12 protein-coding genes are annotated in these 15465 nt (G+C 63.6%); 7 read left to right on the top strand and 5 right to left on the bottom strand.

Features of this window, described 5'->3' with window-relative positions; genetic code table 11:
- Nucleotides 1-66: 66 nt before the first annotated feature.
- Nucleotides 67-2031: a glycoside hydrolase family 15 protein gene (locus LWF01_RS08370; RefSeq protein WP_349640572.1), complete on the bottom strand. Its 1965-nt coding sequence runs from the start codon at nt 2029-2031 to the stop codon at nt 67-69.
- A gap of 7 nt (nt 2032-2038) precedes the next feature.
- A complete protein-coding gene (locus LWF01_RS08365) occupies nt 2039-2326 on the bottom strand; it encodes a YciI family protein (protein WP_349640571.1) in 288 nt (95 codons plus the stop codon).
- Between the two features lie 178 nt (nt 2327-2504).
- Here LWF01_RS08365 and LWF01_RS08360 point away from each other — a divergent pair, with 178 nt between their 5' ends.
- Nucleotides 2505-5021: a DEAD/DEAH box helicase gene (locus LWF01_RS08360; RefSeq protein WP_349640570.1), complete on the top strand. Its 2517-nt coding sequence runs from the start codon at nt 2505-2507 to the stop codon at nt 5019-5021.
- A gap of 84 nt (nt 5022-5105) precedes the next feature.
- On the opposite strand, the gene LWF01_RS08355 is transcribed toward LWF01_RS08360, so the two are convergent.
- Nucleotides 5106-6020 carry a siderophore-interacting protein gene (locus tag LWF01_RS08355; protein ID WP_349640569.1) on the bottom strand — a complete coding sequence of 305 codons (915 nt, stop codon included), beginning with the start codon at nt 6018-6020 and terminating at the stop codon, nt 5106-5108.
- A gap of 123 nt (nt 6021-6143) precedes the next feature.
- Between LWF01_RS08355 and LWF01_RS08350 the strand changes: the two genes are divergently transcribed.
- The 3 genes from LWF01_RS08350 (at nt 6144) to LWF01_RS08340 (ending at nt 8008) form a co-directional block, all read left to right on the top strand.
- Complete coding sequence (locus LWF01_RS08350) at nt 6144-7244, top strand: WD40/YVTN/BNR-like repeat-containing protein (protein WP_349640568.1); 1101 nt, start codon at nt 6144-6146, stop codon at nt 7242-7244.
- Nucleotides 7241-7537, top strand: coding sequence for a MoaD/ThiS family protein (locus LWF01_RS08345; RefSeq protein WP_349640567.1), 297 nt, complete (start codon nt 7241-7243; stop codon nt 7535-7537). Before LWF01_RS08350 ends, LWF01_RS08345 begins: the two co-directional genes overlap by 4 nt.
- Before the next feature lie 69 nt (nt 7538-7606).
- Nucleotides 7607-8008 (top strand): RNA-binding S4 domain-containing protein, encoded by a 402-nt coding sequence (locus tag LWF01_RS08340; RefSeq protein WP_349640566.1) that lies wholly within the window; start codon nt 7607-7609, stop codon nt 8006-8008.
- 42 nt (nt 8009-8050) lie between these two features.
- On the opposite strand, the gene LWF01_RS08335 is transcribed toward LWF01_RS08340, so the two are convergent.
- Together LWF01_RS08335 and LWF01_RS08330 are read right to left on the bottom strand one after the other, a co-directional pair.
- On the bottom strand, nt 8051-8344 hold the full coding sequence (locus LWF01_RS08335) for a hypothetical protein (RefSeq protein WP_349640565.1): 294 nt from the start codon (nt 8342-8344) through the stop codon (nt 8051-8053).
- Between the two features lie 126 nt (nt 8345-8470).
- On the bottom strand, nt 8471-9175 hold the full coding sequence (locus LWF01_RS08330; protein WP_349640564.1) for an MBL fold metallo-hydrolase: 705 nt from the start codon (nt 9173-9175) through the stop codon (nt 8471-8473).
- A gap of 169 nt (nt 9176-9344) precedes the next feature.
- On the opposite strand from LWF01_RS08330, the gene uvrA reads away from it, so the two are divergent.
- The 3 genes from uvrA to uvrC are packed head-to-tail and all read left to right on the top strand — an operon-like array spanning nt 9345 to nt 15401.
- A complete protein-coding gene (gene uvrA, locus LWF01_RS08325; RefSeq protein WP_349640861.1) occupies nt 9345-12215 on the top strand; it encodes an excinuclease ABC subunit UvrA in 2871 nt (956 codons plus the stop codon).
- Nucleotides 12212-13066, top strand: coding sequence for an HAD hydrolase-like protein (locus LWF01_RS08320; protein ID WP_349640563.1), 855 nt, complete (start codon nt 12212-12214; stop codon nt 13064-13066). Before uvrA ends, LWF01_RS08320 begins: the two co-directional genes overlap by 4 nt.
- Entirely contained in the window at nt 13059-15401 is a 2343-nt protein-coding gene (uvrC, locus tag LWF01_RS08315; RefSeq protein WP_349640562.1) for an excinuclease ABC subunit UvrC, read from the top strand. Before LWF01_RS08320 ends, uvrC begins: the two co-directional genes overlap by 8 nt.
- Nucleotides 15402-15465 lie beyond the last annotated feature (64 nt).

Genomic DNA, 15465 nt, shown 5'->3' with positions numbered 1-15465 from the left:
GCTGGAACGCAGGCTGAATACGCTCGCGTTCCTGCACCGTGTTCGCAGTTTCACCGCCGGCGCTGGCTAGTTCGATCCAGGGTCGATCCAGTCGGCATCCTGCCTGGGCCGGCTCACATCCTGGTCCGCGGCTTCCTCGGAGGCCTGATGGATCGCGTCGGCGGCACGCACCAGGGTGAGGTGGCTGAATGCCTGTGGATAATTTCCGAGCATCCGCTCGTTCCTGACGTCGTATTCTTCGGACAGCAAGCCAAGCTCGTTGCGCAGGCCGAGTAACCGATCCATCAGCCGCCGGGCGTCCGGAAGCCGGCCGGACTTCGCATACTGCTCGACCAGCCAGAAGGAGCAGGCCAGGAAAGGATGCTCTCCCGGTGGTAGCCCGTCGACGCCCTCGTCGGTGTCGTAGCGCAGCAGCAGACCATCGGGCATCAGGTCCCGCTCAAGTGCGGCAACCGTGCCGAGCATTCTCGGATCGTCGTAGGCCAGGTAGCCGATCTGGGCAAGCTGCAGCAGCGAAGCGTCCACGGTGGTTGAACCGTAGTACTGGGTGTAGGTGTTGCGGCGGCGATCGAAGCCGTTTGCCTCTATTTCGTCGGCAATGCTGTCCCGGAGGTTTCGCCACGACTCGGCATCGCCGCTCAGGCCGTATTCCTCCACTGCCCGCACTCCTCGGTCGAAAGCGGCCCACAGCATCGCGCGGGAATGTGTGAAGTGCTGACGTTCGCCGCGGACTTCCCAGATTCCGTTGTCCGGCTCCTTCCAGTTCTTCGCCAGATGGCCAAGCAGGGTGCGCTGCAACGGCCAGGAAAAGGCATCCTCGACGACGTTGGCGTGGCGCGCCATCTCCAGTGACACCATCACTTCACCGAGCACATCCGCCTGGTACTGGTCCACCGCGGCGTTCCCCACCCGGACCGGCCTGGAACCGGCGTAGCCGTTCAGATGTTCCAACTCGCGCTCCGGCAGGTCACGCTCCCCGGCGAGGCCGTACATTATCTGCAGATCCTCCGGGTCGCCGGCAACGGCACGAAGCAACCAGTTACGCCAGTGCCCGGCTACGTCGCTGTAGCCATGAGAGAGTAACGCCTCGAGCGTGAGTGCGGCGTCTCGCAGCCAGCAGTACCGGTAGTCCCAGTTACGTTCGCCGCCGTACCGTTCCGGCAGTGAGGTAGTGGCCGCGGCAACGATACCGCCGGTGTCTTCATGGGTCAGCGCCCGCAGCACGAGGAGCGAACGTGTGACCGCCTCCTGATACGGGTACTTGGCGTCACTCCGCTGGGCCCAGTTGTGCCAGTAGTCGATAGTGTGCTCGAGCCGTTCGGTCACCTTCAGCGGCCCGGGTGGCTTCCGGTGCGAGGGGAACCAGGTCATTACGTAATCGAGCGTCTCACCTTCGGCCACCTGGAAGGTGCCTTCGTGCCGCATATCGGTCGCCGAAGGCAGGTGCGGGCCGCGAAGCTTCACCGCGTCTGGGCCGGCCACCGCGACAAGCGCTTTGCGGTCGTCGGGGTCGTCCACGCTGTAGGGATGCGATGGCACCGACGGCCCGGAGCTGACCGAGTCGCGCCGCCGTGACGTGGGCTGGTCGGCCTCTTCCGCAGGTGGCTCCGCCGACAGGTCTGGGGTATGGTCCAGCCGTCGAACCCAGGGCACGACGTCTCCGTATCCGAAACGGATCTCAAGTTCCTGCCGCATTTCGACAGTTCCCTTGATGCCCCGTATCCGGCGGATGATGTCCGCTCGCCGGTCCTGGACCGGCATCGCATCGATGACCTCCACGGTGCCGGTCGGCGTCGTCCAGACCGAACGAAGCACGAAGCTGTCGCCGACGTATTCGCGGCGCACTGAGGCAGCGTCGTCGTTCGGCGCGATAAGCCAACGTCCGTTGTCCTCGGTGCCAAGCAATGCAGCGAACATCGCGGGGGAGTCATAGCGTGGCAGGCAGAGCCAATCGATGCTGCCATTCGCGCCGACGAGTGCCCCGGTGTGGCAGTCGCTGATCAGGGCGTAGTTCTCGATGGGGGTGGTCATATCGGATTCAGTCCTGCCACGGGCCGAAGACGACGGTCCACTGTCGGATGGTGGCGTCCGCGATCACGCCGATCTGGGCGTAGGGATCGTCAGGGAGTAGCTCTTCGACGGCGCCCGCCGTCTCGGCCCGGATGATCAGCTGCCCGCCGGGTGCACCGTCATCGGCGTAGGGACCGGCAGCGACCAACCTGCCCTCGTCGAACAGGCCCCCCAACCACTCGCGATGCGCGGGTCGTTCTGCAAGCCGTCGCTCGATGTCCGGGCTGTAGCTGTACTGCACCAGAAAAAGCGGCATTGATCCTCCGTACCTCGTCACTGTGCTTCTGCCGTATCGTGCTTTGCGATTCGCCGTCCTGGTTTCCAGCCTAGGGGTATCCGGACAGGCTCCGGACAGGAGGCCCGGTCGGATCGGGTGAAGCACGCTCTCGCCGGAGTTGGTGCGCGACACGGCTTCTGAGGCAAGATCACTAGTGATGAAAACTCTCGAGGTACCCCCCACCCTTGCCGGCCAGCCGGAGGCAATCTTCGATGCGTTCGAGGCGTGGGTGACGGAGCAGGGCCTTGAGCTGTATCCCGCTCAGGAGGAGGCGCTCCTGGAGGTCGTTTCCGAGTCGAACGTCATTGTCAGCACGCCTACCGGTTCGGGCAAGAGCCTGATCGCGCTTGGCGCGCATTTCGCTGCGCTGGCCAATGGCAGACGCTCCTTCTACACCGCGCCGTTGAAGGCGCTGGTGTCCGAGAAGTTCTTTTCGCTCGTCGACGTGTTCGGCGCGCGCAACGTCGGAATGATGACGGGGGACACGGCGGTGAACCCGGCCGCGCCGATCATCTGTTGCACAGCGGAGATTCTTGCCAATGTCGCCCTGCGCGAAGGCGCGGACGCGGATGTGGCACAGGTCGTGATGGACGAGTTTCATTTCTATGCCGACCCACAGCGTGGCTGGGCCTGGCAGGTGCCGCTGATCGAACTGCCCCAGGCGCAATTCATTTTGATGTCGGCGACACTCGGCAATGTGAGCGAACTTGCCAAGGACCTGACCCGCCGTACCGGGCGACCGACCGCGGATGTCACCTCGACTATCCGGCCGGTTCCATTGCATTTCTATTACTCGACCACGCCTCTGCATGAGCAGATCGGGGAACTGCTCAGCACCAAACAGGCACCGATCTACATAGTGCACTTCGCGCAAGTGGCCGCGATCGACCAGGCGCAATCGCTCACGAGCGCGGGTATCGCCAGCCGGAGTGAGCGGGACGCCATCGCCGAAGCTATCGGTGGATTCCGGTTCAGCACCGGCTTCGGCAAGGTGCTTTCCCGGCTGCTTCGGCACGGGGTCGGCGTGCATCACGCCGGTATGCTGCCGAAATATCGGCGGCTGGTCGAACAGCTTGCCCAGCAGGGGTTGCTCAAGGTGATTTGCGGCACTGACACCCTCGGGGTCGGCATCAACGTGCCGATCAGGACCGTGCTGCTGACTGCCCTGACCAAGTTCGACGGCGTCAGGATGCGTCAGCTTTCGGTACGCGAGTTCCAGCAGATCGCGGGGCGAGCCGGGCGCGCCGGGTATGACGATGCCGGAACTGTCGTCGTGCAGGCGCCCGAATATGTGATTGAAAACCAGAAGTCGCTGGCGAAGGCCGGCGATGATGCGAAGAAGCGCCGGAAGATCGTCAAGAAGAAGGCACCGGAAGGTTTCGTTTCCTGGGGCGAAGGCAGCTTTGACCGGCTGGTGTCGTCGACGCCGGAAACTCTCGAATCGCACCTGACGATTAATCACGCGATGGTGCTGAACCTGTTGGCTCGCGGCGGCGACAGCGTGGCCGTGATCCGGCACTTGCTGGAAGATAACCACGAGCCGCGTCGGCGTCAGCTTGCCCTGATGAAACAAGCGATCAGTATTGGCAGGACTCTGCTCACGGCCGGGGTGCTGGAGCGGTACACGGCTGCAGTCGACGGCGAGCCGGTAGTGCGTTTCCGGGTGGTTGCCGAGCTGCAGCCGAACTTTGCGCTCAACCAACCACTGTCCCCGTTCGCGCTTGCCGTTATCGACTTGCTCGACCCGGAGCAGGAGAGCTACCCGCTCGACGTCATTTCGGTGCTGGAAGCCACCCTCGACGAGCCGCGGGCCGTGCTTCGCGGCCAGGAATCATTGGCGCGTGGCGAGGCCGTTGCGGCGATGAAGGCCGAGGGCATCGAATACGAGGAGCGGATGGAGTTACTCGAGGACGTCACGTATCCGCGCCCATTGGCCGAGATGCTGGATGAGGCGTTCGCGATCTATCGGCAGACCCAGCCGTGGGTGTCGGACTTCGATCTCAAACCGAAGTCGGTCGTGCGTGACCTCTACGAACGGGCAATGACCTTCACCGAGTTCGTCTCCTTCTACAAATTGCCTCGGGCCGAGGGAGCCGTGCTCCGATACCTGGCCGACGCCTACCGGACCATGCGGCAGACGATTCCCGATGATAAGAAGACGCCCGAGCTGCACGACCTGATCGACTGGATCGGAGAGCTCGTCCGCCAGGTCGACTCCAGCCTGCTGGAGGAGTGGGCTGCTCTGACGGATCCTGGCACCGACGTTCCCGACCAGGTTCGGGCGCCAGTTCCGGTCGAAACCGGAGTGACCGCGAATCCGCGGGCGTTCATGGTGCTGGTGCGCAATGCGCTGTTCAGGCGGGTGGACCTGGCAGCCCGCCGGCAGTATCAGGCACTTGGCGAGCTGGATGCCGGGGACGGCTGGGATGCCGGCCGCTGGGCAGAAGCGATGGAGAACTACTTCGATAACTACGACCATCTGGGCACGGATGCCAAAGCGCGTAGCAGCGCCATGCTGATCATTGAAAAGGGTGCGGACATCTGGCAGGTACGGCAGATCTTTGCCGACCCGGAGGGCAACAACGACTTCGGCATCAGCGCTGAGGTTGATCTGGCGGAGTCGGACGAGCAGGGCACCGCAGTGGTGCGAGTGATCGACGTGAACGAGATCTAGCTGCCCGGCAGATCCGAGGCCACTGTCACGTCTCAGCCGGTTACAGCTCAGCCGTTTACACCCGGCCGGTTACAGCTCAGCCGTTTACATCTCGGCTTTGCCGAGCCGCCAGTAGCCCATGAAAGTGATGGTCTTCCGTTCGATCCCGCGGTCGTTGACCAGATGGCGCCGGATTGCCTTCACGGCACCAGCTTCCCCGGCAATCCATGCGTAGAACGGAATGTCGTTGTCCTCGGTCACCTCCCAGAGGATGTCCCGATCGACATCGATGTCGTCCAGCTGGAAGGACGGATCGGATTCGGCAACAGACGCGGCCGTCTTGATCTCAGCCGACCTGATTGCCTGGACCAGCGCGGCGCCGGCTACTGTGTCTGCGCCGCGCGGCAACCAGGTGACGCGAACATTGGCTGGCCTGTGCAGTTCGATGGCGTCCGAAGCATCCGGCACCTCGAGAAAAACCTGCCCGGTGGCGTCCGCGGGAAGGGATTCCAGGATGCCGGCGACCGCGGGCACCGCGGTTTCGTCGGCCGCGAGCAACAGGTCAACTGCATGCGCGGGTGGCTTCCACTCGAAACCACCCACCTCTCCCGAGTACTCGTGGGTTGGTGCGAACAACACGATCTCCCGGCCGAGCGGATCTCCGCTGACCCAGCCCGAGGCCGGCCCGCTGTCGCCATGCAGCACGAAGTCGACATCCACCTCGTCGTCATCCGGCCGGATCGCCCTGATGGTGTAGGTGCGCAGGATTGGCCGGTGCGCTGGATCGCTCAGCTTAAACGCGTCGTACCAGCCCGGTCCGCCGTCGAACTCCACCCGGTCTTGGCCGGCAGCCGGCAACACGACTTTGATCCGCTGGTCAGGGGCGTCGGCGCGAAGCAGACGGACGTCATCGCCGGTGAATGTGACCCGGACGAAGCTGGCGCTGAGCCGGGTTGTCCTGGCCACCCTGACTCGGAAGGCGCGGTACGGGGTCTGCACGTGTTGGTCGGTCATCGTCATGACCCGATACTAAAGCATGCCTAACCTAACCTCCAACGTGTGACCCGTCACACGCCCGGCCGTTCAACGAAGAATCTCCCGAAGCCATTGCGACTCGCGGCACGGCGGTGGTTGGATAGGCGCATGACCAGCAACGGAGCAGTCGTCCTCGCAATCGGCACCAAGAAGGGACTGTGGCTGGCCTCGAGCCAGGACCGGAAGTCCTGGGAGCTGTCCGGTCCGCACTTCCTGATGTATGAGATTCCCAGCATCGGTATCGATACCCGTGAAGGGCGCACCCGGATCATGGTGGGCGTGACATCGGAGCACTGGGGCCCGACTGTCGCCCATTCCGACGACTTCGGCGCCAGCTGGCAAGAGCCGGACCACGGCGCTATCCGGTTTCCCGACGACACCGGGGCGGCGCTGGCCCGAGTCTGGCAGATCAAACCGGACTCCGCTGACCGGCCGGGCGTGGTGTGGGCCGGCTGTGAGCCGATCTCGTTGTGGAAGTCCACCGACGGCGGTGAACACTTCGAGTTGAACCGGGGGCTCTGGGACCACCCGCATCGCGCCGAATGGGGAGCCGGATATGGGGGAGCGGCGGCGCACTCTGTTGCTCCGGACCCCACCGATCCGCAAATGCTCCACGTTGCCATGAGCACCGGCGGCGTATACCGCTCGACGGATGGCGGCGGCTCGTGGCAGGCGCGCAATACAGGTATTTCGGCGTACTTCCTGCCCGACCCGAATCCCGAGTTCGGCCAGTGCGTGCACAAGATCGCCCGGGACGGAGAAGTGCCCGAGCGACTGTACGCGCAAAACCATCACGGCGTGTACCGCTCCGATGACAACGCCGACACATGGAAGTCCATCGCGGACGGTCTACCTTCCGACTTCGGCTTTGTCATGCTGACCCACCCGCGCGCCGGGGGAACTGCCTGGGTGATCCCGATGAAGGCCGACGGCGAGCGGATTCCGCCGGATGGCAGGCTCGCGGTGCACCGCACCGATGACGCGGGCAACAGCTGGAGACGGCTGGACAATGGTCTGCCCCAGGCCGAGTACAACACGGTGCTGCGCGATGCGGCGGCCGTCGATGAGGCTGATCCGGTTGGCGTATATTTCGGCACTCGCGGCGGAGACGTCTACGCGAGTTCGAATGAGGGCGAGGGCTTCGATCACGTCGTCGGCAACCTCCCCGATGTGCTGTGCGTTCGGGCAGCGGTTGTCGGTGACCGATGAGCGAAACGCACGAGGTGCTGATCCGGCTTCCACGCACGCTGACGGCGCTGATCGGTGACCAGGAGAACGTCACGGTCGCACTGGCGGTGGGCTCGACTGTCGAGGGCTTGCTGGATGAGCTTGCCGAAGCCTATCCGATTCTGGACCGCCGGCTGAGGGATGAGACGGGGGCGATCCGGCGCTACGTGAACCTCTATCTCGATGGCGAGGACATCCGGAACCTGGACGGCGAGAAGACTGTCATTGGCGCGGGTCAGGACGTGCAGGTGATCCAGTCAGTTGCCGGCGGCTAAGACCACTTGAATCACGCCGGGCCCGGCTGTCTGTTTCGCGGCGCCGTTGTGCGTGCCTAGAGTTATGGCATGGATCCCGGCGGTAAGGCTCGTGTCGACAGCTGGATCTGGGGCGTGCGGTTATACAAGACGAGGTCGGCCGCAACGGCAGCGTGTCGTGCCGGCCACGTCCGGATTAACGGTGAACGGGCCAAGGCCGCGCAGGCTGTGCGGGTCGGTGATGAGGTACGGGTACGGAAGTCCGGTGTGGAGCGGATCGTGGTCGTCACCCGCCTGGTGACCAAACGCGTCGCGGCGAGCGCAGCCGCGGAGTGCCTGATCGATAACAGCCCACCGCCCCCGCCGCGCACCGAAGTGCCGCTGCCGGTGCTTCGGGACCGGGGATCGGGCCGCCCGACCAAGAAGCAGCGTCGTGAGATTGACCGGCTGCGCGCGCGGCTCGGAAACGACGTGCCCGGGCCCCTAGGCTAGGGCCGTTTCCTGCGGATCGATGAGCTGGCGCGGATCGATGAGCTAGCGTCGGGCGGGCTGCCAGCGATTACCTCTGCGGGCAAGAACGTCCATCCGTCCGGTGCTGGCGAGAGTGGAAACGTGTTCGCGCATCGAGTCCGCCAGCGTGACGGCCTGACGGTCGTGCAGCGCGAGAAAGCGTAGCCGGATCATCGGCACACCGGCGACGATCTCGACGCTATTGCTTTCGACAAGCGTCGTCTGCTGCAGGTTGTTTACAGCTCGTGGCAGCAGCGTCGCCGGGTCGACGCCGGCCTTAACTATGCCGATCTCTAGCGACACCCGGTACGAAGGCATAGTCGATTCCTTTGTGGCTGCTGAGACTGCTTATCGCGGTGGCAGGCATGCCTGCGGGCAAGCCAGCGGGCATTACCAAGGGGGCGGGCAAGCCGCAGGTATTGCCATTAGGGCGGACCGCCGGCGTTACCAGCCGCGTTCCCGCCAAGCCTGCAACTGTGGCCGCTCGGCGCCCAGTGTTGTGTCGTCGCCGTGGCCGGGATAGATCCAGGTGTCGTCCGGCAGGCCAGCGAAGACCCGCTCGTCCAGATCGTCCATCAGCTGATTGAATTCCTGTTCCGAGTTGGTCTTGCCCGGGCCGCCCGGGAAGAGGCTGTCGCCGGTGAACAGGTGGGCGGTCCCGTCTGGATCGCGATACAGCAGCGCAACCGATCCCGGAGTGTGCCCCCGTAACGCAATCACCTCGAAGCTGCTCTGGCCGAAAGCCAGCTCATCGCCGTGCAGCAGGGTCTGGTTGACGCCGACCGGGAGGGCATCCGCGTCCTCTGCGCCGGCCATTGTGCGTCCTGCCGTCGCCTCGACAAGTTCGGGCAGCGCCCTGTGGTGGTCCCAGTGCTGGTGGGTGGTGACGAGAAGCTCGACTTTCCTGGCTTCCACGCCCTGCGCGGACAACGCCTCGAGAATCCGGTCGGCATTATCCGCAGCGTCGATAATGACTGCTGAGCTGCTGATCCGGTCGATCACGAAGTAGCAGTTGTTGTCCTGCTCCGAGACGCTGACCTTAACAATGCAAACATTGCCGAGATCACGTCGTGCGGACGGGCCCATCGGCTCAACATGTCCGGTGTAATCGCCGTCGCCGGTCGCGGCACTACTCGTTGTTTCAGTCATGACTAGAGTGTAAGCACGGACTCATCTTTCGGTGACTGTCAGTGCCGCGTCATAGAGTGGAACCGTGACTACTAAGAAGCGCACAATAGCTGCCGCGGGCCCTGCCGGAGGACCCGCAGCATTCGTGGAATCGGCCCAATCATTAGCTGGCTCAGCAGCTGAGTCAACGCTGCCGGTTCCTTCGCAGGCCGGATCGCTGACCGACACGCTTTCGGTCCGTGGCGCCCGGGAACACAACCTGCGGAATATCAACATCGACATCCCGCGAGATGCACTCGTCGTCTTCACCGGGCTCTCCGGCTCCGGAAAATCCTCGCTGGCATTCGACACGATCTTTGCCGAAGGCCAGCGCCGCTACGTCGAGTCGCTGTCGGCCTACGCGCGGCAGTTCCTCGGCCAGATGGACAAGCCGGACGTCGATTTCATCGAAGGACTGTCTCCCGCTGTATCCATCGACCAGAAATCGACCAGCCGCAACCCACGGTCAACCGTCGGCACGATCACCGAGGTATACGACTATCTCCGCCTGCTCTGGGCCCGTGCCGGTAAACCGCACTGTCCGGTCTGCGGTGAGCCGATCACCCGGCAGACGCCGCAGCAAATCGTCGATCAGCTGCTGGCGATGGAGGATGGGACCCGGTTCCAGCTGCTGGCCCCGATAGTGCGGGCGCGCAAGGGCGAATTCGTCGATGTCTTCGCCGAGTTGCAGTCCAAGGGTTACGCCCGGGCGATCGTCGACGGTGAGCTCGTGCAATTGTCGAGCCCGCCGAAACTGGAGAAGCAGATCAAGCACACCATCAGTGTTGTGGTTGATCGGCTCGCTGTGAAGAAGTCCGCCCGGCAGCGACTCACCGACTCGGTGGAGACCGCTCTTGGCCTGGCCGGCGGGCAACTGGTAGCCGACTTCGTTGACATTGAAGCGGAGTCGCCACACCGGGAGCGCCAGTTCTCGGAACACATGGCCTGCCCGAACGAGCACCCGTTGGCGTTGGACGAGATCGAGCCGCGCACGTTTTCCTTCAACTCCCCGTTCGGAGCCTGTCCGGAGTGCGTCGGTATCGGTACTCGGCTGGAAGTTGATGAGACGCTCATCGTGCCAAATGACGAGCTCAGCATTATCGAGGGCGCGATCGTGCCCTGGTCGATCGGTCCGGGCACGGCCGAGTACTTCAACCGGTTGCTGACTGGTCTTGCCGAGGAACTCGGCTTCGAGATGACAACGCCGTGGAAGGACCTCACGAAACGTCAGCGGAACGCCATCCTGGTCGGCAAGGACTATAAGGTTCACGTCCAGTACCGGAATAGGTTCGGCCGGGAACGCTCATACACAACCGGTTTCGAAGGTGTGTCACCGTACATCCACCGGAAGCACTCCGAGACCGAGTCGGATTATGCCCGGGAGCGGTATGAAGGCTACATGCGGCAGATCCCGTGCCCGGTCTGCAACGGCACCCGGCTGCGACCTGAGTCGCTGGCCGTTCTGGTCGGCGGAAAGTCGATCGCGGATGTGTGTGCCATGCCGCTGGACGAGTCGGCGCGTTTCCTCGCCGACATAGCATTTTCCGAGCGTGATACGAAGATCGCCGCCCAGGTTATGAAGGAAATCCATGCGCGCCTCGGCTTCCTCCTGGATGTCGGGCTGGAGTATCTCTCCCTGAATCGGCCCTCCGGCTCGCTCTCCGGCGGGGAGGCGCAGCGGATCCGGTTGGCCACCCAGATCGGATCCGGACTTGTTGGCGTGTTGTACGTGCTGGATGAGCCGTCAATCGGACTGCATCAGCGCGACAATCACCGGCTGATCGACACGTTGACCCGGCTGCGCGACCTTGGCAACACGCTGATCGTGGTCGAACACGACGAGGACACGATCAACATCGCCGACTGGATCGTAGACATCGGGCCGGGCGCTGGTGAGCACGGCGGAGAAGTCGTGTACTCGGGCCCGGTTCCAGGACTGCTCGAGGCGGAACGGTCACTGACCGGGGCATATCTATCCAAGCGGCGCAGCATTCCGGTTCCGGAGAAACGACGGGCCAAGGATGCCAACCGCCGACTGGTGGTGACCGGGGCCCATGAGAACAACCTGCAGAACGTCACGGCGGAATTTCCGCTCGGCGTGCTGACGGCGATTACCGGAGTTTCTGGTTCGGGGAAGTCAACCCTGGTCAATGACATCCTCTACACAACGCTGGCCAACCAGCTCAATGGCGCTTCCCGGGTGCCGGGCCGGCATAAGGCGGTAAAAGGCCTGGAGCATCTGGACAAGGTGGTCCACGTCGACCAAAGCCCGATTGGCCGCACACCGCGATCCAATCCGGCGACCTATACCGGTGTCTTCGACCACATGCGCAAGTTGTTCGCTGAGACAACCGAGGCTAAGGTGCGCGGCTACTTGCCTGGACGGTTCTCGTTCAATGTCAAAGGCGGCCGTTGTGAGGCGTGTAAGGGCGACGGAACTCTGAAGATTGAGATGAACTTCCTTCCCGACGTCTATGTACCCTGCGAGGTGTGCCATGGCGCGAGGTACAACCGGGAGACCCTTGAAGTCCATTTCAAGGGGAAGACCATTGCCGATGTGCTCAACATGCCGATCGAGGAGGCCTCGGAGTTCTTCGCTGCCGTGCCGCCGATCGCCCGGCACCTGAAGACGCTGGTTTCCGTCGGTCTCGGTTATGTGCGGCTTGGCCAGCCGGCAACAACGCTTTCCGGCGGAGAAGCTCAGCGGGTGAAGCTGGCGAGCGAGCTGCAGAAACGATCAAACGGTCGCTCTGTGTACGTTCTTGACGAGCCGACAACCGGATTGCACTTCGAGGACATCAGAAAGCTGCTGATTGTGTTGCAGGGACTCGTCGACAAGGGGAATACCGTGCTGGTGATCGAGCACAACCTCGACGTGATTGCGAATGCAGACCACGTTATCGATCTCGGTCCCGAGGGCGGACGTGGAGGTGGAAGGATTATCGCCGAGGGGACCCCGGAGGAGGTTGCCAAAGTTGCGGGCAGCTACACCGGCAAGTTCCTCGCGGAGGTCCTGGCGTGACGCTGCGTGCGCTGCAGACGACGATCAGTGCCGAACGTCCGCTGATTCTCTTCGACCTGGATGGCACTATCGCCGACCCGGGCCAGGGGATTGCTGCGGGGATGCTCCATGCGCTGCGCGAACTCGGCCGGCCAGAACCTGACGCAGCCGTGCTGTGTAGCTTCGTCGGGCCGCCGCTGTTGCAGAATCTGCTGAGTCTGCCCGGGATGACTCCGGAACTCGCAGCCCGAGGCGCGGAGTATTACCGGGCGTACTTCTCGGAGCACGGACCGGCGGCGACGAGCCTGTATCCAGGGGTGCTTGACCTTGCCCGGGAGCTGCGGTCCCGCGGCGCAATCGTTGCGGTAGCTACCTCGAAGCTCCGGCAGTTCGCCGTGCAGATTCTGCAGATGCATGGCGGTCTCGATATCTTCGACCTGGTGGAAGGTGATGTCGTCGATGGAGCGCCGCGGACGAAGGCGGATGTGATTGCTGCGGTGCTTGGCCAGTACTCGCTGTCGGATGCCCGGGACGCCGTGATGATCGGCGATCGCCGGCACGATGTGTCTGGCGCGGCCGAGCACGGTCTGGATTGCGTGGGTGTCGGCTGGGGTTTCGCGGCGGCGGGCGAACTTGAATCCGCAGGCGCCGTGGCCATTGCCGGCGATGCGGACGAACTTGCGGCAATCCTGGCTGCGCGGTTCCCTCAGCTGCACGACGAAACCCGCCTGCATGACGAGGCCAGCCGGCACGACGAAGCCAGTCTGCACGACGCGGCCAGCCTGCACGGCGAGGCCAGTCTGCACGACGAGACTAGCCTGCACGACGAGACTAGCCTGCAAGACAAGACAGGATCGAGCGCAAGTGGCTGACCCGCAGACCTATCGTCCCAAGACCGGGGAGATCCCGAATCTGCCGGGGGTGTACAGATTCAGGGATTCGCATCGTCGCGTCATTTACGTGGGCAAGGCGAAGAACCTTCGCTCCCGGCTGACCTCCTATTTCGCCAACCTGGCCGGAATGCATCCCCGAACCCAGTCCATGGTCACCACGGCCGCCTCAGTCGAATGGACCGTGGTATCCAGCGAGGTCGAAGCGCTGCAACTGGAATACACCTGGATCAAGGAGTTCGAGCCGCGGTTCAACGTAAAGTTCCGCGACGACAAATCCTATCCGTACCTCGCTGTCACACTCGGCGACGAGTTCCCCCGCGCCCAGGTAATGCGTGGCGCAAAGAAGAAGGGGGTCAAATACTTCGGGCCGTACACGCATGTTTGGGCGATTCGGGAGACACTGGACCTGTTGCTGCGAGTATTCCCGATCCGAACCTGTTCACCGGGCGTATTCAAGCGCGCGCAGCGTGCGAACCGTCCGTGCCTGCTGGGCTACATCGACAAGTGCGCGGCTCCGTGCGTGGGAAGGATCAGCCCGGAGGATCACCGCACGCTGGCCGACGATTTCAGTGCCTTCATGGGCGGGCAAACGGGCAAATTCATCGGGCAGCTGGAACGCCGGATGAAGGAAGCCGCCGCGGAGCTTGATTTCGAGGGCGCAGCCCGGCTCCGGGATGATCTCGACGCCCTGAAGAAGGTCCTGAACAAGAGCGCTGTCGTACTCAACGATTCAACCGACGCCGATATCTTCGCCGTCGCCGACGATGAGCTCGAAGCCGCTGTGCAGGTCTTCCACGTCCGGCAAGGCAGGATCCGGGGTCAGCGCGGCTGGGTCGTGGAGCGAGTCGAGGATGCCAGTCCGGCGGAGTTGGTCGAACACTTGCTGCAGCAGGTATACGGCGAGGCGGAGGCGGAATCGATTCCCCGGGAGGTACTGGTTCCGCACCTGCCGCCGGACGCGAACGAAGTGGTGGCCTGGCTGAGCCAGCGCCGGGGCGCCAAGGTTGATATCAGGATCCCGCAGCGCGGCGACAAGCGAAACCTGATGGAAACCGTCGAGCAGAACGCCAAGCACGCACTGGTGTTGCACAAGACCCGCCGCGCCGGAGACCTGACGAACCGCAGCCAGGCGCTGCAGGAGATTCAGGAGGCTCTCGGCCTCGATGACGCACCGTTGCGGATCGAGTGCTTCGACGTTTCGCACACCCAGGGCAGCAATGTGGTCGCCTCGATGGTTGTTTTCGAGGACGGGATGGCGCGGAAGTCCGAGTACCGCCGCTTTATTGTCCGTAACGAGGCGGCCAGGGACGACACGGCGAGCATGTACGACGTGCTTTCCCGACGCTTCAGCCGCTACCTGGAGAACGAACAGAATGTCATGGCGGCGGAGGCCGACGCTGAGACCCGGGCAGCAGAACTCGCGAGCGAGCAGTCGACTGCCGATTCCTCCGATGCCGGCTCAGCCGCCGACGACTCGGCCAGTGGGATCAGCCGGGTCGCTATTGCTGCGGCGGCGGTCGAGGAAATCGATTCACCGGCCGAACGGGGCATGGCAAAGCGCTTCGCTTATCCGCCCAACCTGCTAGTGGTCGATGGTGGGCCGCCACAGGTGGCGGCGGCGGTGCGGGCACTCAGCGATCTCGGCATAACCGACGTCGCAATTTGCGGGCTGGCCAAGCGGCTTGAGGAGGTCTGGGTTCCCGATGACGAGTTCCCGCTAATCCTGCCGCGAGGCAGTGAGGGGCTCTACCTGCTCCAGCGCCTCCGCGACGAGGCGCATCGCTTCGCAATCAGTTTCCACCGCAAACGGCGCAGCACAGCCATGACCCGTAGTTCATTGGATGATGTGCCGGGGCTCGGCGCGTCCCGGCAGAAGGCACTGCTGAAACACTTCGGGTCCGTGAAGAAGATTCGTGCGGCAACACCCGAAGCAATTACAGCAGTCGAGGGCATCGGCCCGAAGCTTGCGGAAGCGATCTCTGTAGCGCTTCGTTCAGACACGGCTGAGGCCAACGACGCCATTGACCCGAACGACACAGCTAACCCTGCCGAGACGGCTGGCCCGAACAGCACCGCTGAGCCGGACGACACGGCTAACTCGGCTGACACCGCTGAGGCCAACGGTCATGTTGACCCGAACAGCACCGCTGAGCCGGACGACACGGCTGATGCGGCCAGCCCGGCCGACACGGTTGAGGCCAACGACGCCATTGACCCGAACGACACAGCTAACCCTGCCGAGACGGCTGGCCCGAGCAACAAGCCCCAGGTCACCAACACAGCCCGGGCCAGCAACACAGCCCAGGCTGGGTAGCGCGGCCCGGGCGAGGCGCGGACAGTGGGTACGACTGGCTACAGTTGAGGTAGTAGATCTCGGT

It is taken from the genome of Saxibacter everestensis (assembly GCF_025787225.1).
Taxonomy (GTDB): domain Bacteria; phylum Actinomycetota; class Actinomycetes; order Actinomycetales; family Brevibacteriaceae; genus Saxibacter; species Saxibacter everestensis.
This window is presented reverse-complemented; position numbering and strand designations above follow the sequence as displayed.